Origin of the sequence: uncultured Parabacteroides sp. (assembly GCF_947855115.1) — a bacterium.
In the GTDB taxonomy this organism is placed as follows: domain Bacteria; phylum Bacteroidota; class Bacteroidia; order Bacteroidales; family Tannerellaceae; genus Parabacteroides.
Genome location: NZ_CANTZW010000021.1, coordinates 56,283 through 77,612, shown reverse-complemented (window position 1 = coordinate 77,612; position 21,330 = coordinate 56,283). Strand labels below are relative to the sequence as shown.

Annotated in this window: 17 protein-coding genes and 1 tRNA gene; 7 read left to right on the top strand and 11 right to left on the bottom strand. The window is 48.5% G+C overall.

Annotation, left to right across the window (positions count from 1 at the left end; translation table 11 throughout):
- Positions 1-113: 113 nt before the first annotated feature.
- From Q0110_RS13010 to Q0110_RS12985, 6 genes are all read right to left on the bottom strand, one after another.
- Positions 114-187: transfer RNA gene (locus Q0110_RS13010), tRNA-Thr, on the bottom strand.
- 94 nt (positions 188-281) lie between these two features.
- Positions 282-581, bottom strand: coding sequence for a ribosome-associated translation inhibitor RaiA (gene raiA, locus Q0110_RS13005; protein WP_297907004.1), 300 nt, complete (start codon positions 579-581; stop codon positions 282-284).
- The gene (locus Q0110_RS13000; RefSeq protein ID WP_297906999.1) at positions 571-1,479 is read right to left on the bottom strand and encodes a tyrosine-type recombinase/integrase; all 909 of its coding nucleotides are present in this window, start codon (positions 1,477-1,479) and stop codon (positions 571-573) included. The genes raiA and Q0110_RS13000 overlap by 11 nt, the downstream gene beginning before the upstream one ends.
- Positions 1,480-1,552: 73 nt before the next feature.
- Positions 1,553-1,744 carry a 30S ribosomal protein S21 gene (gene rpsU / locus Q0110_RS12995; RefSeq protein ID WP_297906996.1) on the bottom strand — a complete coding sequence of 64 codons (192 nt, stop codon included), beginning with the start codon at positions 1,742-1,744 and terminating at the stop codon, positions 1,553-1,555.
- 84 nt (positions 1,745-1,828) lie between these two features.
- Positions 1,829-2,866 carry an S-methyl-5-thioribose-1-phosphate isomerase gene (mtnA, locus tag Q0110_RS12990; RefSeq protein ID WP_297906993.1) on the bottom strand — a complete coding sequence of 346 codons (1,038 nt, stop codon included), beginning with the start codon at positions 2,864-2,866 and terminating at the stop codon, positions 1,829-1,831.
- A gap of 33 nt (positions 2,867-2,899) precedes the next feature.
- Positions 2,900-3,757 carry a hypothetical protein gene (locus tag Q0110_RS12985; protein WP_297906990.1) on the bottom strand — a complete coding sequence of 286 codons (858 nt, stop codon included), beginning with the start codon at positions 3,755-3,757 and terminating at the stop codon, positions 2,900-2,902.
- Between the two features lie 210 nt (positions 3,758-3,967).
- Between Q0110_RS12985 and Q0110_RS12980 the strand changes: the two genes are divergently transcribed.
- From Q0110_RS12980 to Q0110_RS12955, 6 genes are all read left to right on the top strand, one after another.
- Positions 3,968-4,411 carry a DUF6078 family protein gene (locus Q0110_RS12980; RefSeq protein WP_297906987.1) on the top strand — a complete coding sequence of 148 codons (444 nt, stop codon included), beginning with the start codon at positions 3,968-3,970 and terminating at the stop codon, positions 4,409-4,411.
- A gap of 367 nt (positions 4,412-4,778) precedes the next feature.
- Positions 4,779-6,566, top strand: a complete 1,788-nt coding sequence (locus Q0110_RS12975) for an aminopeptidase P family protein (RefSeq protein ID WP_297906984.1) — start codon at positions 4,779-4,781, stop codon at positions 6,564-6,566.
- Between the two features lie 13 nt (positions 6,567-6,579).
- Positions 6,580-7,095, top strand: a complete 516-nt coding sequence (locus Q0110_RS12970) for a gamma carbonic anhydrase family protein (RefSeq protein WP_297906981.1) — start codon at positions 6,580-6,582, stop codon at positions 7,093-7,095.
- Between the two features lie 85 nt (positions 7,096-7,180).
- Positions 7,181-8,374, top strand: a complete 1,194-nt coding sequence (locus Q0110_RS12965; RefSeq protein ID WP_297906979.1) for a serine hydrolase — start codon at positions 7,181-7,183, stop codon at positions 8,372-8,374.
- A gap of 36 nt (positions 8,375-8,410) precedes the next feature.
- The gene (locus Q0110_RS12960; RefSeq protein WP_297906977.1) at positions 8,411-9,529 is read left to right on the top strand and encodes a carbohydrate-binding family 9-like protein; all 1,119 of its coding nucleotides are present in this window, start codon (positions 8,411-8,413) and stop codon (positions 9,527-9,529) included.
- Between the two features lie 28 nt (positions 9,530-9,557).
- On the top strand, positions 9,558-10,958 hold the full coding sequence (locus Q0110_RS12955; RefSeq protein WP_297906975.1) for a C1 family peptidase: 1,401 nt from the start codon (positions 9,558-9,560) through the stop codon (positions 10,956-10,958).
- A 121-nt stretch (positions 10,959-11,079) separates the two neighbouring features.
- On the opposite strand, the gene Q0110_RS12950 is transcribed toward Q0110_RS12955, so the two are convergent.
- The 3 genes from Q0110_RS12950 to gltX form a co-directional block, all read right to left on the bottom strand.
- Positions 11,080-14,211 carry a glycoside hydrolase family 2 TIM barrel-domain containing protein gene (locus tag Q0110_RS12950; protein WP_297906974.1) on the bottom strand — a complete coding sequence of 1,044 codons (3,132 nt, stop codon included), beginning with the start codon at positions 14,209-14,211 and terminating at the stop codon, positions 11,080-11,082.
- A 106-nt stretch (positions 14,212-14,317) separates the two neighbouring features.
- Positions 14,318-15,553, bottom strand: a complete 1,236-nt coding sequence (locus tag Q0110_RS12945; RefSeq protein ID WP_297906971.1) for a glycosyltransferase N-terminal domain-containing protein — start codon at positions 15,551-15,553, stop codon at positions 14,318-14,320.
- A gap of 2 nt (positions 15,554-15,555) precedes the next feature.
- Complete coding sequence (gene gltX, locus Q0110_RS12940; protein ID WP_297906969.1) at positions 15,556-17,073, bottom strand: glutamate--tRNA ligase; 1,518 nt, start codon at positions 17,071-17,073, stop codon at positions 15,556-15,558.
- A gap of 250 nt (positions 17,074-17,323) precedes the next feature.
- Here gltX and Q0110_RS12935 point away from each other — a divergent pair, with 250 nt between their 5' ends.
- Positions 17,324-19,363 carry an HDIG domain-containing metalloprotein gene (locus tag Q0110_RS12935; RefSeq protein WP_297906967.1) on the top strand — a complete coding sequence of 680 codons (2,040 nt, stop codon included), beginning with the start codon at positions 17,324-17,326 and terminating at the stop codon, positions 19,361-19,363.
- Between the two features lie 149 nt (positions 19,364-19,512).
- On the opposite strand, the gene Q0110_RS12930 is transcribed toward Q0110_RS12935, so the two are convergent.
- Positions 19,513-20,724, bottom strand: a complete 1,212-nt coding sequence (locus Q0110_RS12930; protein WP_297906965.1) for a 6-bladed beta-propeller — start codon at positions 20,722-20,724, stop codon at positions 19,513-19,515.
- Positions 20,725-20,814: 90 nt separating this feature from the next.
- Positions 20,815-21,327 carry a low molecular weight protein-tyrosine-phosphatase gene (locus tag Q0110_RS12925; protein ID WP_297906963.1) on the bottom strand — a complete coding sequence of 171 codons (513 nt, stop codon included), beginning with the start codon at positions 21,325-21,327 and terminating at the stop codon, positions 20,815-20,817.
- Between the last annotated feature and the right edge of the window lie 3 nt (positions 21,328-21,330).

The window sequence follows — 21,330 nt, the reverse complement described above, 5'->3', positions numbered from 1 at the left end:
CGAAAGCCAGCTGAGTTACAGTCAGCCCCATTTGGCCACTCTGGTAACTGCCCTTTTTACTTGTTAATTGAAAATTATTCACGACCCTTAATTTTCAATCTTCCATTCTCCTGAGCCTCTTGTCGGATTCGAACCAACGACCCCGAGATTACAAATCACGTGCTCTGGCCAACTGAGCTAAAGAGGCGATACTTCTAATAAGCAGCCGTTTCGTCACCACGGCGAAACGGCTGCAAATTTAGACATTATTTCTTACATACCAAATTTATCTACCGTTTTTTTTATTTGGCTCTGATTTTTTCCTTGAATTTAACCAGTTGCTTCTCCAAAGCCTCAACGCAATCGTCTATCGCCCCTTCGAAAGTATCGTTTATCTTATCAGCGAAACATTCCCCGTTCTTGACGGACAGCTTTATACTGGCTTGCTTGTTGTTTGCTGTTTCCGGCTTAACCACCTTCAACGTAACCTCGGCCAATATAATCCCATCGAAGTATTGCTCTAATTTAGAAACTTTCTTCTGGATAAACGCCTCCAATTGTGCAGTCGCGTCGAAATGAATTGCTTGAATTCTAACGTCCATAATAACCTCCTTCTTTTTTTGCTCTTGGATGAGCATGATACACTTTTTTTAATTCCTCAAAGGTCGTATGCGTGTAAACGCTGGTAGATGCCAAACTGCTATGACCTAACAAATCTTTCACAGCGTTCAGCTCGGCCCCGTTGTTCAACATACTCGTCGCAAATGAATGTCGCAACACGTGTGGACTTCGTTTAGCCAGCATGGGTATCTCCGACAATTGCTTTTTCACTACATTATAAACAATCCCCGTCGACAACTGCTCTCCGTTCTTCCGGACGAAGAACCATTCGCTAGCCGCCTCAACCTCACGATCACGGACTTCCGTGTATGCAAGCATTAAGTTTTTTAAACCCTCCGCAAAAGGGATCAACCGCTGTTTGTTCCGCTTTCCGGTTACCTTGACCTGCATCGCCTCATAGTCTACATCAGCGTTTCGTATGCCGATCAGCTCTGAGCGGCGCATCCCGGTATCGTATAGCATCTCAATGAGCAACCGATTCCTCACACCTTCAAAATCCTCACCAAACCCGTCTCCGTCCAGCAACGCCTCCAGCTCGCTGTCCTTAATGAAATAAGGCAGGGGCTTCTTCGTTTTCGGACCGCTCACCAACCTCAACGGATTCGCAGAGACTATACCCTGCTTCATGAGAAACTTAAAAAAAGATTTCAAAGAACTTAATTTCCGGTTCACCGATACGGGAGAGAGCTTCTCGTCCATCAAACTGACGATCCAGCATCTCACGAAATCCGAGTCGATTTCCCCGGGGTTAAATACACCTTCTCGATGCTCTCTTACATACCTCTGGAATTGGTCCAAATCTTTCGAATAAGCACCAATCGTATAATCGGAATAATTCCGCTCATACCGGAGATAGTTTAGAAAGTCATCGATCAGCATATTCTCGTTGCATCAACATTCATGCAACGAAAATAGGAATAAGAATTCAATAAAACAAGCCCGGAAGCTATAATTATTCTTCTATTTGTTGCAAATGCTGTACGTAGATGGCACGCATAATCTGCTTTCTCTTCGTAACAGACGGTTTCTCGAAAGCCTGACGGCCTCTCAATTCCTTGACTACACCTGTTTTCTCGAACTTTCTCTTGAATTTCTTAAGCGCCTTCTCGATGTTTTCACCTTCTTTTAATGGAACTACGATCATAATTTAAATTGTTATATTGTTTAATTATTTATATCCTCAAATTGAGCGGCAAAATTACTGATTGTTTCGGGATTAGCAAAACTTTCAGCGATTATTTTTATAAAAGATCCCTTTCTCCGTAATTATCGCCGTGATTAGTTCGTGGGGAGTAATGTCGAAGGCGGGGTTGTAGACTTTCACGTCTTTCGGGGCCATAGGCTTTGAATACCACATCTCGGTGACTTCGTCCGGGTTACGCTCCTCTATCACGATGGAATCGCCGTCCGGGCAGGAACTGTCGATGGTGGATGTAGGGCCTAGCACATAGAAGGGGATCTGGTAATGCCGGGCCAGGATCGCCACGCCGGACGTACCGATCTTGTTCGCCACGTCGCCATTGGCGGCTACGCGGTCGCAGCCTACGATCACGGCTTGTACCCAGCCTTTCCGCATGACAACGGAGGCCATGTTGTCGCAAATCAGCGTCACGTCTACGCCGGCCCTTTTTAGCTCATAAGCCGTGAGCCGGGCGCCTTGCAGCAACGGACGGGTCTCGTCGGCGAAGACCTTGAAACCGTAGCCCCTCTCCTGTCCCAGATAAACCGGCGCCAAGGCGGTGCCGTATTCCGAGACCGCCAAATGCCCGGCGTTGCAATGCGTAAGGATTCCCATACCGGGACGGAGCAGCTCCAGGCAGTTCTCGCCGATCTGCCGGCAAGCGGCGGCATCTTCCTCCCGGATAGCGACCGCTTCCTTATATAATAGCTCTTTCCATTCCGGTACGGACAAGGAAGGATGGGCGAGCAATACTTGCTCCATCCGGCTCAACGCCGCCACCAGATTCACCGCCGTCGGACGGGCACTTGCCAGATATTCCTTGATCTTCCCGAACTCGTCCGCGAAAACGGATTTTTCCTCCGTATCTATCCGGCGGGCACAAACATAAATCCCGTAAGCGGCCGCTACCCCGATGGCAGGCGCTCCGCGTACCTTTAATTGATAGATCGCGTCCCATATCTCTCCGGCGGTAGTAAGGGTTTGATACTCTTCCTTGCCCGGCAATTGGGTTTGGTCCAGAATGATCACGCCGTCCGCTCGCTCATTGAAACGCACGGTCCTTAAATCAGATAGAGCTTGTATCATCGGGTTGGATTTGTTGCTTTCGTATATGAATATTTAATGATTCGCGGGGCCTAGCGTCGCCTCTATCGCCACACCCGCGGCGGTAACCGCTACCGCACCTACGACAAGGCCTGCCGTAGCCCCACGGGTCTCTTTCACGTAAAAGAAATCGCCGGATTGCTGTTGCCCCTCATCGAAATTCAGGGGAGACACGTCTCCTACCTTGATTAACTTCGCCAAATAGAAGTTCCGCTCAAAAGAGGAATGCCTCAAAGGCTTCCCGTTTGTCCCTCCCGTGAACAACGTCAGGTAACTACGGAATTTCAGCGGAGAGTCTTCTTCCGTGAAATCCTTTACACGGATATTCACGGTGGTGGCCGCCCTTGTTGTCATTTGTTCCTTCACATACTCGTCTTTCGGGATCTCGTCAAACGGGAAATTGGTTAACTGTAAAGGCGTATTGACCAATTTGGAACGCGGCGGGATAAACTCAACGCCTTTCGGCAAACTCACATCGCCGGAGAAAGAACCTTCCGAGTAGCTCCACCCGCTACTGCTCCTGTCGCTCCAACGGAAGGAACCACCGGATGCCACGCTAGAGCTCTCGCCTCTGACCGAGGCCACTTTCGGGTCGTAGGTGGTAGCCACGTCGTCGATTATCAGCGCCGAACGCCCCCAATCCACATACAAGGGCTCGTCTAATTTATTATATATGGTTATAGTAACCGGGGCGTTCTCCCCCCAGAAACTATAAGAGATACGTACCGTATCGTTTTCCTGCACAAAATCACCTCTCTCATTCTTCTCCCCGACGGGGTCATTCGAGCCCAGCATCGAATAATAATAAGAAGAACACGCGCTCAAGCTGAAAAGCAGGGCTGCGAAGACTAATAGACAAAGCGAATTCCTCATGGCACTTCTTAGTTTGTTTCTACAAAGCTAACAAATTATTCCTTGAAACTTATTGGATTCCTTTTCTTTAACTTGATTTAGGAGAACGATCCACTGGTTCTTTAAAAGCGACAGGTTCACAAGATCGTGAACCACAAAGTCGCGAACGGATTGAACCGTAAATCCAAATGATTTATCGTACCTTTGCCTAGCATCAAAAATTTAAGAACCATGACAAAATACACCTCGTTCGATTATTCGAAAGTCCCCTTCCAATTCGGATTGTGCGCAGCGGCAGACTGTCCGCATGGCGAAACTTGTTTGCGCCGGCTCGCGTACGATCATGTTCCGGCAAATGTCATTTTCCCTCCAACCTTACATCCGGGCACGATAAGGGCAATGGCCGGAAAGTGCAAGTATTATCGCTCCAGCAAAAAATTACGTTATGCCAAAGGTTTCGTGCGTACGACAGAGGCATTGGCAGTCAACATGTCGGGAAAATTCAGATATACCTTGATAGGCCGTTGGGGTATCCGGAGATACTACCAGAAACGGAAAGGGGAAACTTTACTATCTCCCGCCGAGCAAGAAGAGGTGATCACGCTCGCCAGGCAATTGAACCTATACCTGAAGGATCACTTCGACGCTTACGTGGAAGAGTATGATTGGGGATAAGCTCCTATTAAGATAAAACCAGACATATAATAAAGGCTCCTTTTACATACCACGGTAAACGCTTTTACATGCTTTGGTAAATGTCTTTACAGTTAGAGGTAAATGCTTTTACGGCTGCATGTAAAAGCTTTTACATGCAGCCGTAAAGACCATGTAAAAACAATACATTAACAATCAAAGCATTATACACTTTACTCCGAAACCCAATATATGTCTTAAACCGATATAATTCGCGTCGTGCCTCAATTTCCTAGGGACGGATTTACGGATCATGTCTTTTCAATGTCTTTTCATGAAAACATAGGCTTGCGCAAGTTGAACAATTCATTAACTTTGCGAGTATTAATGTTGACTAAAATAAAATGCGATGAAAACAAACATTCCTGAACGTATCGCCGCCCTGCGAGAGGCTATGAAACAACAGAAGGTTGACGCTTATATCATCCCTAGTTCCGACCCGCACCTAAGCGAGTATCCGGCCGACCGCTGGAAATCGAGAGAATGGATATCCGGCTTCACCGGCTCGGCGGGAACAGTCGTGGTCACCGCCGATAAAGCGGGTCTATGGACCGACTCTCGCTATTTCCTGCAAGCGGCCAGCCAACTGGAAGGTTCCGGCATCGAGCTTTATAAGCTGGCGCTCCCGGAGACACCGTCTATCACGGAATTCCTTTTGCATGAGTTACACGCCGGACAGACCGTGGGGCTGGACGGACAAACCTATAGTGCCGCCGAAGCGAATGCCTTGGCGAGTAAACTAAGCCGGAAAGAGATCAAGCTGGATACCTCGGCCGACCTGATCGAAGGTATCTGGAAAGACCGTCCCGCCATCCCCGGGAACCCGATATTCGAGATGCCGGAAGCATTAAGCGGGGCCTCCGTCCGCGAGAAGCTAGACCTCATCAATAACCAACTGCGGAGCGAGGGTGCCGATTGCTTGATCCTCGCCGCCTTAGACGAGATCGCGTGGACGTTCAATATCCGGGGCACGGACGTGACCTATAACCCGGTCGCAGTATGCTACGCTTTCGTATCGGAGGATGAGAGCGTGCTTTTCATCAAGCCGGAGAAGCTGACCGCCGAGATCACCGAGCATTTGAAGAAAGAGGGAGTTACGCTGGCCGAATATTCCATGATCCGGAAATACCTGTCGCGCCTATCGGAGAACAGCCGGGTATTCGTGGATATGAACAAGACAAACGTCTCTTTATATGACGCGATCCCGGGGGGCTGTACGATCGTGGAAGGGATCTCGCCCGCCAACCATTTGAAGAGCATCAAGAACGAGACCGAGATCAAGGGTTTCCAGAATGCCGTGGTAAAAGATGGCGTCGCCCTGACCAAGTTCTACATCTGGCTGGAGAAGCAAATGGCAGAAGGGGCCCAAGTCACGGAGATCAGCGCCGCCGAGAAACTGACCGCCTTACGCGCGGAACAACCGCAATATATCATGGATAGCTTCGGCACGATCTGCGGCTACGCCGAGCATGGAGCGATCGTTCATTACTCCGCTACGCCGGAGACGGACGCTACCTTGAAACCGGAGGGATTGCTTTTGATCGATTCCGGCGCACAATATCTGGACGGTACGACGGATATCACCCGCACGATCGCCCTTGGCAAGCCGACGGAGCAGATGAAGAAAGATTTTACCCGTGTATTGAAGGGGACGATCAGCTTGGCGAAAAGCAAGTTCCCCGCCGGAACGCGGGGTTCCCAGATCGATATCCTCGCCCGTAAAGCGTTGTGGGATTCCGGAATCAATTACTTGCACGGAACCGGTCACGGTATCGGCCATTGCCTGAACGTACACGAAGGCCCTCAAAGCATCCGCATGGAGGAGAACCCGGTGACCTTGAAACCCGGAATGGTGATCAGCGACGAGCCGGCCATGTATCGTACCGGCGAATACGGTATCCGCACGGAGAACATGATCTTGGTTCGTGAGGACAGCGAGACGGAATTCGGGAAATTCCTCGGATTCGACACGCTGACGCTTTGCTTCATCGACACAAGCCTGATTATCATCCCCATGCTCTCTGTCCGTGAGCATGCCTGGCTGAACAAGTACCACCAAATGGTGTACGACAAGATCAGCCCGTTCCTGAACGAGGAGGAGAAAGCTTGGCTGAAAGAGAAAACAACAGAAATCTAACCAATTAACAAGTATGGCATTAATTAAATCCGTTCGTGGCTTTACCCCGAAGATCGGTAAAGACACTTTTTTAGCAGACAACGCCACGATTATAGGTGACGTAGAGATAGGTGAAGGTTGCAGTATCTGGTTTGGCGCTGTGCTCCGCGGCGACGTGAACTCGATTCGCATCGGCAACGGCGTGAATATACAAGATGGTTCCGTACTTCACACCTTATACGAGAAATCGACGATCGAGATCGGCGATGATGTATCCATCGGCCATAACGTAACGATCCACGGGGCGAAGATTTGTAATGGCGCCCTGGTCGGTATGGGTTCCGTGGTGCTGGATCACGCCGTAGTAGGCGAAGGAGCGATCATCGCCGCAGGTTCCGTGGTACTGAGCAAGACGATCGTCGAGCCGGGCAGTATCTACGCCGGGGTTCCCGCTAAGTTCGTCAAGAAGGTAGATCCCGAGCAAGCGAAGGAAATCAACCAGAAAATAGCCAAGAACTACCACATGTATTCTTCTTGGTATAAAGAATAAGGACATGTATTTGATTATTTGAATTATAAACCATATATTTGTATTTATGGAAAAAAATACATTCCTTCGGGCAAAAAGTGGTTACATGAAAAATAATTCAAATAATAGGATTCCGAATAATAAACACTATTTGTCCCGAAAAGCGGGATGGATAGTGTTTATTTTTATACTAGGAATTGGAGGATATCTGGCGTTACCCTCCAATTATTACCTCCGTAGGGCCCTTATCCATTTGTTTCCCAAAATCGATCAATATCCGATATTCGAGAACCGGGTCGTAAAAGCTGGCTCGCCCCGCCCCTGGGAATTATCGGAAGCTTACAATACGAAAAGTATCCCTGAGAAATATCTACCCCGGTTTGAGGAGCTGGGTACGGTCGCTTATGTAATCATTCAAGACAACCGGTTGCTTTTCGAGCAGTATTGGGAAGATTATTCCCCGGAATCGCACAGCAACTCCTTCTCGATGGCAAAGAGTATTGTCTCTTTAGCGATCGGCTGCGCTATCGATGACGGTTTCATCCGGGACGTAGACCAACCGGTAAGCGAATTTTTCCCGGAATTCAAGGGATATGGAGGAAAAGCCCTGACGCTTCGTCATTTGCTGACCATGAGCGCTGGCGTGGATTTCGACGAGGCTTACAGCTCTCCTTTCTCGCCTACCACCCGGTTGTATTATGGCGATGACCTGCGGGAAATCGCTTTCGGGATGAAAGAGATCGACGAGCCCGGCGTAAACTTTATCTACCAAAGCGGCGTGACACAGTTGCTGGGTTTTATCGTAGAGAAGGCTACCGGCAAGAGACTGAGCGATTATGTATCCCGCAAGCTATGGACACCGATGCACGCCGAGGAAAACGCCCTTTGGAGCCTCGACCGGAAGGACGGTATGGAAAAAGCCTATTGTTGCTTTAACAGTAACGCCCGCGATTTCGCTCGCTTCGGACAATTATTATTAAACAACGGCCAATGGGAGGGCCGGCAATTGATCTCTCCCGCTTATTTGGCGGAAGCGACAAGCCCTGATACCAGTCTTATTTATAAGGATCTCGGGAAGACGAACCATTGCTATGGATTCCAATACTGGATTCTTGACTACAAAGGAATGAAAGTTCCTTATATGAGGGGGATATTGGGGCAATACGTCTTCACGCTCCCGGAAAAAAACGCCGTGATCGTAAGACTTGGTCACAAACGCAGCGATACATATACCGCCGACCAGCATTATCCGGACGATATAAACACATGGTTGGACGCGGCGATGTATCTGCTTCAATAAGAATTTATTTATCAAACGATCTAAAGATAAACGCACATGAGAAAAACGATTTTAACGACAGCGCCATTAGCGGCACTCCTTTTGTTATCTTGCACGCAGAAACCAAGTACGCAAGAACCGGATATCACTTATACGCCGCAACCTCCGTTTAATCCACCGACGTATGTTTGCTACAAAGCTCCCGCCCCTATCAAGATCGACGGGAAATTATCTCCCGGAGAATGGGACGCGATACCTTGGACCAGCGACTTCGTGGATATCGAAGGAGACAAGCGCCCGGCTCCTCATTTCCAGACACGGGCGAAGATGACTTACGATGATAACGGGATGTACTTCGCCGTCCTCATGGAGGAACCTCACGTATGGGCGACCATCACGGAACACGATGCCGTGATCTTCCACGACAATGATTTCGAGATCTTCCTGAATCCCACGAACGATACCCATAATTACCTGGAGTACGAGGTGAATGCCTTGGGTACGGAATGGGATTTGTTCCTGAGCCGTCCTTACCGGGATAATCCGCAAGTATTGAACAATTGGGAATTCGCCGGGATGAAATCGGCTGTTTACGTAGACGGGACGCTGAACAACCCGAAAGACACCGATAAGTCATGGAGCGTAGAGGTCTTCATCCCTTGGGCTTCCATATACCAGGTAGACCGGGGGAAAGAAAAGCCGGAAACCGGCGAGCAGATACGTGTGAACTTCTCCCGTGTGGAATGGACCACGGACGTGAAAGACGGTAAATACGTGAAAGTCCCCATCCAAGGCGAGGATAAGATCCGCGAGTACAACTGGGTATGGGCGCCTACCGGCGTGATCAATATCCATCTGCCCGAATACTGGGGCTATGTCCAAATATCGGATAAGATAGCGGGAGAAGGCGAGACTCCTTTCGTAAAGCATCCGGCAGAGGAGACGAAATGGATCTTGCGCAATTTATATTACCGCCAGAATGAGTTCGCCGCGACCTTCGGACATTATGCCGGCAACATCAACGACTTGAAGCCAAACGAGCTATGCCCGCAAGAGGTCGCCAAGCAACTGGAAATACATACGACTCCATCTATGTACGAGATATCGCTGCCCGCTCCGGACGGTACGGTATGGAAGATCCGGCAAGACGGTCTGGTATGGCCCCAAAAGAAATAACACAATTTATTAATCAACTTACAATATCATGAAGCAGAACAATTTATGGATAGCGGCCTTGGCTTTGGGCATCACGCTATCGGCTTACGGGCAACAGAGCGGCGGGGGTATCTCACCCGCTATGTTGCAGCAAATCAAACAGTCTTATCAAGGAACTCCCGCAGATAAGGCGATCCGCAACGCGATCTCCAACAACGACATCAACAAGCTTGCCGTCAACAGGGAGAGTAAGAACAATCTGGATACTTATTTCTCCAATAAGGTAGAGAGCAAGGGGATCTCCAATCAGCGTTCCTCGGGACGTTGCTGGCTTTTCACGGGTTTAAACGTATTCCGTGCGCAAGCGATCAAGAAATACGACATGGGCGAATTCCAATTCTCCCAGAATTATTCTTTCTTCTGGGACCAACTGGAGAAAGCGAACCTTTTCTTGCAGGGTATTATCGATACTCGCCAAAAGCCGATAAATGACAAGATGGTGGAATGGCTATTCAAGAACCCGATCGGGGATGGCGGGCAGTTTACGGGTGTCTCCGATATCTTGACCAAATATGGCGTGGTTCCCGCCGAGGTGATGGTAGAGACCAACAGTAGCAACAATACCGGACGCATGAGTAACCTGATCGGGCTAAAACTGAAAGAATACGGCTTGCAACTCCGCGACATGGCTACCCAAGGAACAACCGTAGCGGACTTGGAGAAAAAGAAAACGGAGATGTTAGGCACGGTCTACCGTATGCTCGTATTGAACTTGGGAGAACCGCCTACGAAATTCACGTGGACTCGCAAAGACGCTAAAGGGAACCCGGTGGAGACGAAGGAATATACGCCTCAGTCTTTCTTCCAAGAATATATCGGGGACGACCTGAAAAACAACTATGTCATGCTGATGAACGATCCTAGCCGCGATTATTACAAACTGTATGAGATCGATTACGACCGCCACGCTTACGATGGCAAGAACTGGACTTACGTGAACCTCCCGATCGAGGATATCAAACAGATGGCTATCGCTTCCATCAAGGACAGCACCATGATGTATTTCTCTTGCGACGTGGGTAAGTTCTTCGATAGGGAAAGAGGTATCTTAGACGTAAACTTCTACGATTACGGCTCGTTGCTGGGTACTACCTTCGGCATGGATAAGAAACAGCGCATCCAGACATTCGCCAGCGGCTCCTCACACGCCATGACATTGATGGCCGTTGACCTCGACGCAAACGGGAAACCGAAAAAATGGATGGTTGAGAATAGTTGGGGCCCCGGAGCGAACGCCGGACACCTTATCATGACGGACCAATGGTTCAACGAGTACATGTTCCGATTGGTAGTCAACAAGAAATATATCACGGATCAGGTTAAAGAGATCTTGAAGCAAACACCGACTCGCCTTCCCGCCTGGGACCCGATGTTCGCCGAGGAGGACTAATAACGTAAATAACAAATAAACAGAATACGGATGAGATGGATAATGCGGCTCGTATGAATTACCTACTACGATAAACCCGCGTCATTCATCTCATCCGTATATCCCATCCGTATCTCGATTCCTATCGAACCAACTTCGCTCGCTCACATAGGTCTGTCCGTCCATCAACCGGAATCAAATAGAAGCTATACGACTGAGCGACCGGAGTGATCGTATATTCCGGATGTGTCCGGGCTCCCCATGTATTATCCCCGCCGACACCCATTTGCTTGCTGTCTATATTCAGCCAAACCATGTCTTTCTTTTCTATACTTCCACCATGGATATGTTTTGTCATGGAAGGTACATAATACAAATCCTCTATGGGGAAATTCCAGGCGCTTACATTCAAGGGATCGCCAACGGCCTTTACCAAAAGCCCCTCCCCCATATCATTCCGTAATGCGACCCAACGGACATCCGTCTTGTTCCCGGTCTCTTGCGCCCTTACGTAGGGGTGGAACTGCTCCCAGACGGTAGCCTTATACAGATCGATATCCATCCCGGATTTCCGGTCCCAATAACTCTCCTGCGGGCCACGTCCAAACCAAGTCATTTGCTCATACTCGCCCTTCAAGATCATACGCATACCGACACGAGGTATTTCCGGAAGCTCCTTCCCACCGGGCGTAAACGCAAAATCTGTCCGGACAATACCGTCCGCATAGATCGTATATGTAACGGTACAGGCAGATTCTTGCTCCGGCATCCTATAGGAAACTTTTACTATCGCCTCGCTCTCATCGGAAGATTGATGGAAAGAGAAAGTGGACAATTCCAACCGATTCCCCGCCAACTTCCAAGTGGCGCATCGTTCCGGCATGCCATTCGCCACGTCATTATCCGTCAGCGGCCTCCAGAAGTTCGGACGGAGCCCTTCCTTCAAGTATTCTTTTCCATTTACCTTATAGCTCGTTATCTCCCCGTTTTCCTTCGAGAAAGAGATCACGGACGAAGAAGTGGAGATCGTCAACGCCTTCATCGTATCCTCTACAGACAACCGCCCGGCAACCTCTACCGTATCCACGGGATCAGCCTCTATCGGTAACAACCATTGCTCCGAGGCAGCTACATGGCCCTTGGGCACTAAAGGGGTTTCTTCTTTTGTCAAGGCAGATACGTGCAAGAAATACTCCGTACCCGGCTCCACCTGTATTTCCGGGAACGGGATATCCACGATAGCTGATTGATGGGGAGCGATGGAAGGTACCTCTAAAAGACCTTGGCAGATGACTTTGCCATCGGCTTTCACGGCCCAGTTGTAATCATAGACATCCGAGAAGATGAAATCATGGCGATTCGTCACCTTAATCCGGTTGGCCTTGAAAGGAACTCCTTCGAAACGCATGTATTGATAAACCTTCTTTACCTCCCAGATATGAGGATGTAAGCTACGGTCGGCGGCGACCAAGCCATTGGCACAGAAATTCGAGTCGTTTACGATCCCGGCAAACCCCATATCACCGCCATAGGCTTGGATAGAGCGTCCTTTCTCGTCCTTGATAGCGAATGTCTGGTCTACCCAATCCCAGATGAAACCGCCTTGTAAATTGTCATATTTATAAATCAAGTCCCAATAATCACTTAGGTTACCTACGCTATTACCCATCGCATGAGCGTACTCGCAAAGGATCAACGGACGGTCCTGGCGCTGGTTAGACCACTGGCGAAGCAACCAGATACGTCCGTACATCGGACAATAAATATCGGAAAGCCCTTTCACACCGCCTCCCTCATACTGGACCGGGCGACTAGCGTCGCGTTTCTTTGCCCAATGATAGATCGTCTCAAAATGCTTGCCATAACCGGATTCGTTTCCTAAGCTCCAGGTAATGATAGCGGTCACGTTCTTATCACGTTCCACCATGCGTTCCATACGTTCCATAAACGGAATGTCCCAACCATCCATATTGGCAAGAGTACCTTCCGGATGAGCTTCCATACCATGCGATTCCAAGTTTGCCTCATCTACCAGATAGATGCCATACTCGTTGCATAGCTCATACCATTCCTCATAATTCGGATAGTGGCAACAGCGAACGGCGTTGATGTTGAATCGTTTCATCAAGCGAATATCCTCAATCATGCTCTCGACCGAGATCGTACGCCCTTTATACATATCATGCTCGTGCCGGTTCACTCCTTTTATTAAAATGGGCGTTCCGTTCACATGCAGCATGCCGTGTTTTATCTCGACCTTACGGAAACCGAAACGTTGAACGAAAGATTCCGTGACCTGTCCTCTTTTATCTAACGTGTTTACGACTAAGGTATATAGATCGGGAGTCTCGGCTGTCCAACGCTTCACATCCGGAAAGACTCTAGCGAACGACAATATAGTATCCGTATCACTCTTCGCAACCATACGAGCCGTAGCGATCTCCTCGTTTCCATCCAAAACCTTCAACTGTACGGATGCCCCTTTCACGGGGCGGCGATTGTCTAATGTTACTTTTACATCCAACACGCCATCTTGATAAGTGTTATTCAAGTCTGCCGATATCTCGAAATCCCTTACACGGACTTTCGGGCGGGCGATCAACATCACGTTGCGTTCAATACCACTATATTTCCAATAATCCTGCCCCTCCAAATAGGAACCATCACTATAACGATACACCTCTACCGCCAACTTATTCTTTCCCGGTTTCAAGTACTTACTGATCAGGAACTCCGATGGCAAATGGCTATCCTCTCCATATCCTACAAATTGCCCGTTTATCCAACAATAGAAAGCGGATTCCACCCCACCGAAATGAAGCAGGATATCCTTCCCGTTCATGGATTCCGGTACCGTAAAGTCTGTGACGTACGAGCCTACCGGATTATAATCGGCCGGCACATGAGGAGGATTCGCAGGAAATGGATAACGAGTATCCGTATAGATAGGAGCATCAAAGCCTTGTAACTCCCAACTGCCCGGAACTTCTATATCCTTCCAACCGGAGACATCAAACCCCATCTCATAAAAAGAGGAAGGCCGAGATGACGGATTCTTAGAATAACTAAACTTCCAAGTACCATTCAAGGAATAGCGGCGCTCTCCGGAAATATCCTTCGCCAAGGCCGCCTTTTCTGAGGCATAAGGGATAAAACTCGCATGGATAGGTTCCCGGTTGATCTGGTTCACTCGTTGGTTCTCCCATTCCCTAGGTTGGCTCCGCGAGACAAGGAAGGTCAGCAACGCGGATGCGATAATAAATAATTTTCTCATAAAATACCGTTCTTTATTAACAAAGGTTTAAGGTAATCGCATAATATAAAAAGCCGGGTATACTACCGATAAATTGTAAACGTATAGTAAACCCGGCCCTATTCTATTAACTAATCTGGATTTGTCTTAAGATTTGATCAGTCGCCCCTACGTTGCTCTTTACAAAATCGCCGGCCGCTAACCCCGAGGTTTTCAAGACCACCGGATTGGTCAATAGCTCATCCATCTTATCCCGGAAAGAGACCTCGTCTGAGATAGAAAAACCACCACCTACGGCGATCAGTTCTTTCGCCTCCTTGAATTTATGGTATTTCGGGCCGAATAAGACCGGCACTCCATAGACTGCGGCTTCCAACGTATTGTGAATGCCCGCTCCGAAACCTCCACCGATATAAGCGATCTGCCCATAGCGATAAATAGAAGACAAAAGCCCGAAACTATCGATTATCAGGCAATCTTTATCAGCCAAATCATCCTCACGTATCTCTGACAGACGGATGGACGGGCGTTTCAGCATCGTCTCGATAGCCATTAGGTGTTCCCGATGAATCTCATGCGGAGCGATAATCAATTTCATCTCCGGATGCTCATGAAAATAAGGGATAAATATCTCCTCATCTTGCGGCCATGAACTGCCGGCTATCATCACGATCGGTTTCTTCCCGTCTTTACTCTCCAAGAAACGTTCGATAAACGGAAGTTCACGTGCTTGCTTACAGACATCCAGAACCCGGTCAAAACGAGTATCGCCGGTCACCGTCACGTTTGTGATACCAAACTCACCCAAAAGCTTCTTCGAACGCTCGTCTTGCACAAAAAGATGGCTGAAATAAGACAACATCTTCCGGTACGGCTTTCCGAACCACTGGAAAAACAACTGGTCGGGACGGAATATGGCAGATATGATATAAACCGGTATCCCCCGCTTCCGCAACTCACGCAGATAGTTCCCCCAGAACTCATACTTTATAAACACAGCGATCGCCGGGTTCGCCAGATTCAAGAACTTCTTTACCCGGAAAGGCGTATCGAAAGGAAGGTAACAGATCACGTCCGCTCCCTTGTAATTCTTCCGTACCTCATAGCCGGAGGGAGAAAAGAATGTCAGCAACACCTTATACTCCGGATGTTCCGCCTTGATCTTCTCGATCATAGGGCGTCCTTGCTCGAACTCGCCCAGCGAAGAGGCATGGAACCAGATGTATTTAGCGTTCCGGTCGATCTTCTCACGAAGTATGGAATTCGTTTTCCATTGCCCGGATCGCATCAGTCTCGCCTTTTTATGGAAAGGCGAGATCAAAGCAACCACGAATGCGTAAAGATGTATCGCTAGACTGTACATGATTATTTTAATATCTCAATAGCCCGTTGGATACGGCGGATAGATTCCTCTTTTCCCAAAGCCTCAGTGATATCAAAGATACCGGGTCCTTTACCCTCGCCAACCAAGGCCAGACGGGCGGCGTTCATGATATTCCCCAAATGATATCCCTTGCTCTCGATCCAAGCCTTACATTCGTTCTCGGTACCTTCCACGTCGAACGGCTCACGGGCACGCAATTGCTCGATAAACTCGCCCAATTGTACGGCAGAATCCTCCTTCCAACGTTTCTTGCGAGTCTTCTCATCATACTCCGTCGGGGCGATGAAGAAGAAAGAGCAAAGATCCCACAGCTCATTCACAAAGTTTACACGGCCTTTCATCATGCCTACCACTCTCTCCACATAGGCGTGAGTCGTCTGGATACCGTGGCTTTCCACGATGGGCAAGAACAGGTCTGCGATCTCAGAATTACTCTTCTCCAGTAAATAGTGGTGGTTAAACCATCTGCCTTTCTCATAATCAAACTTAGCACCGCTTTTACTACAACGAGACAGGTCGAACAAACGGATCAAATCATCCATGCTCATCACCTCTTGATCGTTGCCCGGATTCCAGCCCAGCAAAGCGAGGAAGTTTACGACGGCCTCGGGGAAATAACCGCTCTCACGGTAGCCCGATGAAACATCGCCCGTCTTCGGGTCGTGCCATTCCAATGGGAAGACAGGAAAGCCCAGACGATCACCGTCACGCTTGCTCAACTTACCATTGCCTTCCGGTTTCAGCAGCAACGACAGATGGGCGAAACTAGGCATCGTATCCTCCCAGCCAAAGAAACGATATAATAATACGTGTAGAGGCGCGCTTGGCAACCACTCCTCGCCACGGATCACATGGGTAACCTCCATCAAGTGGTCGTCTACGATATTCGCCAAGTGGTAAGTAGGCAATTGGTCGGCCGATTTATATAATACCTTATCATCCAGGATAGAGGAATTGATAACAACCTCACCGCGGATCAAGTCGTTCACGTGGATATCCTCGTTCGGCTCGATCTTGGCACGTACTACATACTGATGGCCGGACTCAATCAGGCTCTTAACCTCTTCCGGAGAAAGCGTCAACGAGTTGCGCATCTGCGAGCGGGTAGAGGCATCGTATTGGAAATTGGCGATCTCCTTCCGTTTCTCCTCCAATTCGGCAGGCGTATCGAAGGCTATATAAGCATGGCCATCGTTCAGCAATTGATCGACATATTTTTTGTAGATCTCACGACGCTCGCTCTGGCGATACGGGCCGTAGTTGCCACCGAAGCTCACGCCCTCGTCGAACTTGATACCCAACCAAGTCAAAGCCTCGATGATATAGTCTTCCGCTCCGGGAACGAAGCGTTGAGAATCCGTATCCTCGATACGGAGAATCATATCACCGCCATTCTGTTTAGCGAATAAATAGTTGTATAAAGCCGTGCGAACACCTCCGATATGCAGCGCCCCCGTAGGGCTAGGCGCAAAGCGTACTCTTACTTTTCTTTGAGTCATAATACTTATATTACTATAATAATGCGACAAAAGTACGCCTTTTTTTCCGGTTGGTGAATTATTTAGCATATATTTCAGCTTGTAGAGACGGGGCGTGCCCCGTCTCATCCCAGCAAAATGGTAACTTAAAGATACTATCGGACGGTGGGAGACGGGGCACGCCCCGTCTCTACAACTGGATAAAATGGGAGCGATCTTTACGGAGAGTAAAGTTTTTTACGTATATTTCGGACGCTAAATGAAGATATATATGAAACTAAAGAATTACAATATACCGACAGTAGCCTATTTCGTTGTGGCCGCATTACTTATCGCTTATTTCTTCCCCCGGGAAGGAAAATTCCGTTATCAGTTCTATGAAGGAAAACCATGGAGATATGGATTGCTTACCGCCCCCAGCGACTTTCCCATCTACAAGACCGATGCCGAGGTAAAAGCAGAGAAAGACAGTATACTCCGTAAGTTCGAGCCTTATTACCGCATGGACCCCGACATCCAAAAGCAAGAAGTCGAGAAACTGCGCACGAACTACAACAACGACAGTAGCCTGCGCAACAAGGTATCCCCCGCTTACATGCAGTATATCGAGAGCAGCTTAGTCAACCTATACAAGAACGGTATCATCCCGTCGCAAGACTTGGATGAGCTACGGAAAGAAGAGTACACCCGTGTAAACCTTTTGGAAAACGCCATCGCCCAGCCCCGCTACGTAAGCGATTTTTTCACCGTACGCACCGCCTACGAGTTCATCATAAACAACTGCCCGCCACGGCTGGACAAATCCGTCCTGCAATCGTGCGACATCAACAATTACCTCACCGAGAATATATCTTACGCCGCCGACATGTCTGAGAAGATCAAGGAGGACATGCTGCAAAGCGTATCCCTCGCCAATGGCATGGTACAAGCCGGCGAACGTATCGTAGACCGGGGCGAGATCATCGACAATCATACCTACAACGTGCTGCGTTCCCTAAAGATCGTTCACGAGGCCAAGACCGGAGGTACACAGACGCAAGGTATCATACTGGCGGGGCAATTCGTGCTCGTTTTCGGGCTGATGTTCTGTTTCTGGCTTTACTTATGGTCTTTCCGGTTGAAGATATTCCATAACCGGAAGAATGTATTATTCCTGATCCTCTGTATATTCGTGAGTTGCATCCTCACGGAGTTGTGCGTCACTTACGCTTTATTCAACGTGTACATATTGCCGTTCGCTATCGTGCCTATCGTGGTACGTACTTTCTTCGACTCCCGGACGGCACTTTTCACACACCTTATCATCATGCTGATTTGCTCGTTGATGGTACCCTTCCCACATGAGTTCTTGTTGTTGCAGATCGTGGCGGGCATGGTGGTGACATTCAGCCTGAAGGAATTGAGCGAGCGTTCGCAATTAATCCGTTGCGCCGTATTCATCTTCCTTTCTTACGCGGCTTGTTATCTTAGCCTCACGTTGTATCTAGAGGCGAATTTCAACAAGATCAACTGGATGATGATGCTTTACTTCGGGATCAATTTCATCCTGCTGATGTTTACTTATGTACTGGTATATATGTTGGAGAAGACATTCGGGTACGTATCCAGCATCACGTTGGTAGAGCTGTCTAACATCAACAACCCGATATTGAAAAAACTCAGCGAGACTTGCCCGGGTACGTTCCAGCATTCCTTGCAGGTATCCATACTCGCATCGGAAGCAGCCGCCAAGATCGGCGCCAATGCGCAACTGGTACGTACCGGAGCCCTTTACCATGATATCGGCAAGATGAGCAACCCCGTCTTTTTCACCGAGAACCAGACGAGCGTGAACCCGCATAACCAGCTAACATTCGACCAAAGCGCACAGATCATCATCAGCCACGTCACCGAGGGCGTGAAGATCGCGGAGAAAGCCGCGTTACCCAAGGCGGTTATCAGCTTTATCCGTACCCATCACGGACGCGGTAAGGCCAAATATTTCTACAACTCATTCAAGAACCAATATCCGGACAAGCCGATCAACGAAGAGCTATTCACCTACCCCGGTCCCAACCCGTTCTCGAAAGAGACTGCCGTATTGATGATGGCCGATTCCGTGGAAGCCGCCTCCCGTAGCCTGAAGGAACATACCGAGGAAAGCATCAGCGCCTTGGTGAATAAGATTATCGACGGGCAGATCGCCGATGGTTTGCTTAAAAGCGCCCCATTAACTTTCAAAGACGTGGAGGCCGTGAAGAACGTTTTCGTAGACAAACTGAAAACCATGTTCCATACCCGGATCAGCTATCCTGACCTGAAAAAGCAATAGTTATCAAGCCGATAGGTAACAGCCATCGGCACAGAACCATAATGCCCATTGTAAGGTTCTTATAATCGTAGTTATAGGTATCTTACAACGGGCGTTCTAGCAACCTTACGATGGGCATTGCAATCAAGATAGGATAAAGGGGGTCTCTTTTAACGCCTTTTCAGTTTCGCATAAAGGAGATAATTATTGTCATTCTCGGTGAGACCGGCCTGTACCTCGGTAAGGCGTTTTCGCATTTGTTCCGTGAGATGATTAGAACGGAGCGCGTTCTCAATCCTCTCTGCCAAGACTCCAGGTTCCAAGCAAGTCATATAATAACCGTTATTCAGTCCTAGCGGCATCTCTAATCGCTCCCCATCCAGAAAGTCATTCTCAATACCGAAGTAAGCGCCACGCAGGGTCTGTTTATCTACGATATAATAAGTAGGCAAATCGCCGGCTACACGTCGCTGGACATTCCCGTCATCATCGGTCTTGGATTCGATCCATTGTCCGGTAGCCTCGCCCACATAATGATCAGGAAATTCTCCGTACATATGTGGTTTCAAAGCCTCTCCCTTAAAGTGGGCGGTAAAGCGAGGAATCAAGATTCCCTTCTCTAAATTCACCTCATACAGAGAGTCCAATTGAGCCTTTGGAATCCAGAAACTCAAATCAATGCATTCCGTGTTCTGTTGGGAATTAACCGTCACCCCGCAAAAATCGAAGTCCAGCCGGCCAGTCGGAAACTCATGAATCAAGTTCCCCTTCAAATCTTGCGCCCAAACACATGAAGTAAACTTATCAGGTTGAGGAGAACCCAATATAACCACCGTATCTCCCCGCAAAGCAAATTGAGCGACAACACCCTCGTGTACCAAAGGCACCGACGGACAGACATTCCCCTTAAAATCATACACCAGCAACTCCTTTCCAAAGAAAGGTAACATATAAATCCGTTGGCTAGGTTCATCTATCTGGGCGGCATATACAAACCTATATTCTCCGGGACCTTGCCCGATACTTCCCACATCCGCAATATACTTACCCTTCCGGTCGAATAATTTAAAAGGAATATTATTCACCATCCCCGTCATGATATAATGATCCGAGACATAGGCATAAGGCGCTCCGGTCAACGCCTCATCCCGGTCATCCAATTTGATAATCTCAAGTTCCTCCGTAAAATAGCTAAGAGGGAAAAGCACCGTATCTTTCAACAGAGACGGGTCTAGCTCAATCATTTCCTCTCCGTCGATCATCATGCGTGTCGCCACTACCGGGGCATCTTTTAAGTAGTTTACCTGTTCGATCCTATCACCGCAGGCTGTCAGAGCCGCAAGCGTAAGCGCCATTGTCCATGTTCGAAATTCATTCTTCATTGCTATATTAATTTAAAGTTCTCTATCCTCTTTATTAATATCGCAATATACAAATCTTAAACGAATTACGACACAATCGTAATAAACATTCTATTCTCGTACATCTATTTTTTCTCCCAAGTACTCCAATAAGCCGGCACAAGCATCTTCCAATAAATCCAAGACAAGCTCGAACCCCTCGGCACCGCTATAATAAGGGTCGGGAACGTGATCGTACAACTTATTCCGGGAAAACTCGGTCATCCGGTGTATCTTGGCGACAGACTCCAGATCGGGAGCCATTCGTTTCAGGTCTGTTATATTTTGGTCGTCCATGCCGATGATCAAGTCGAAATCATGAAAATCCCACTGACGCACCGGGCGGGAGATCGAATCCAATGAATATCCCCTACGAGCCGCATGCGCCCGCATCCGAGAGTCTGCCCGGTCTCCCTCATGATAGCCGGAGATACCCGCGGAATCAATCTCAATCCAAGCGTCCAATCCCGCATCCTCCACTAGTTTCTTCATCACCGCCTCCGCCGACGGGGAGCGGCATATATTCCCCAAACACACAAACAACAACCGTACCTTCCTCTCCTTCATCACTAAACTCCTTTCCATTAA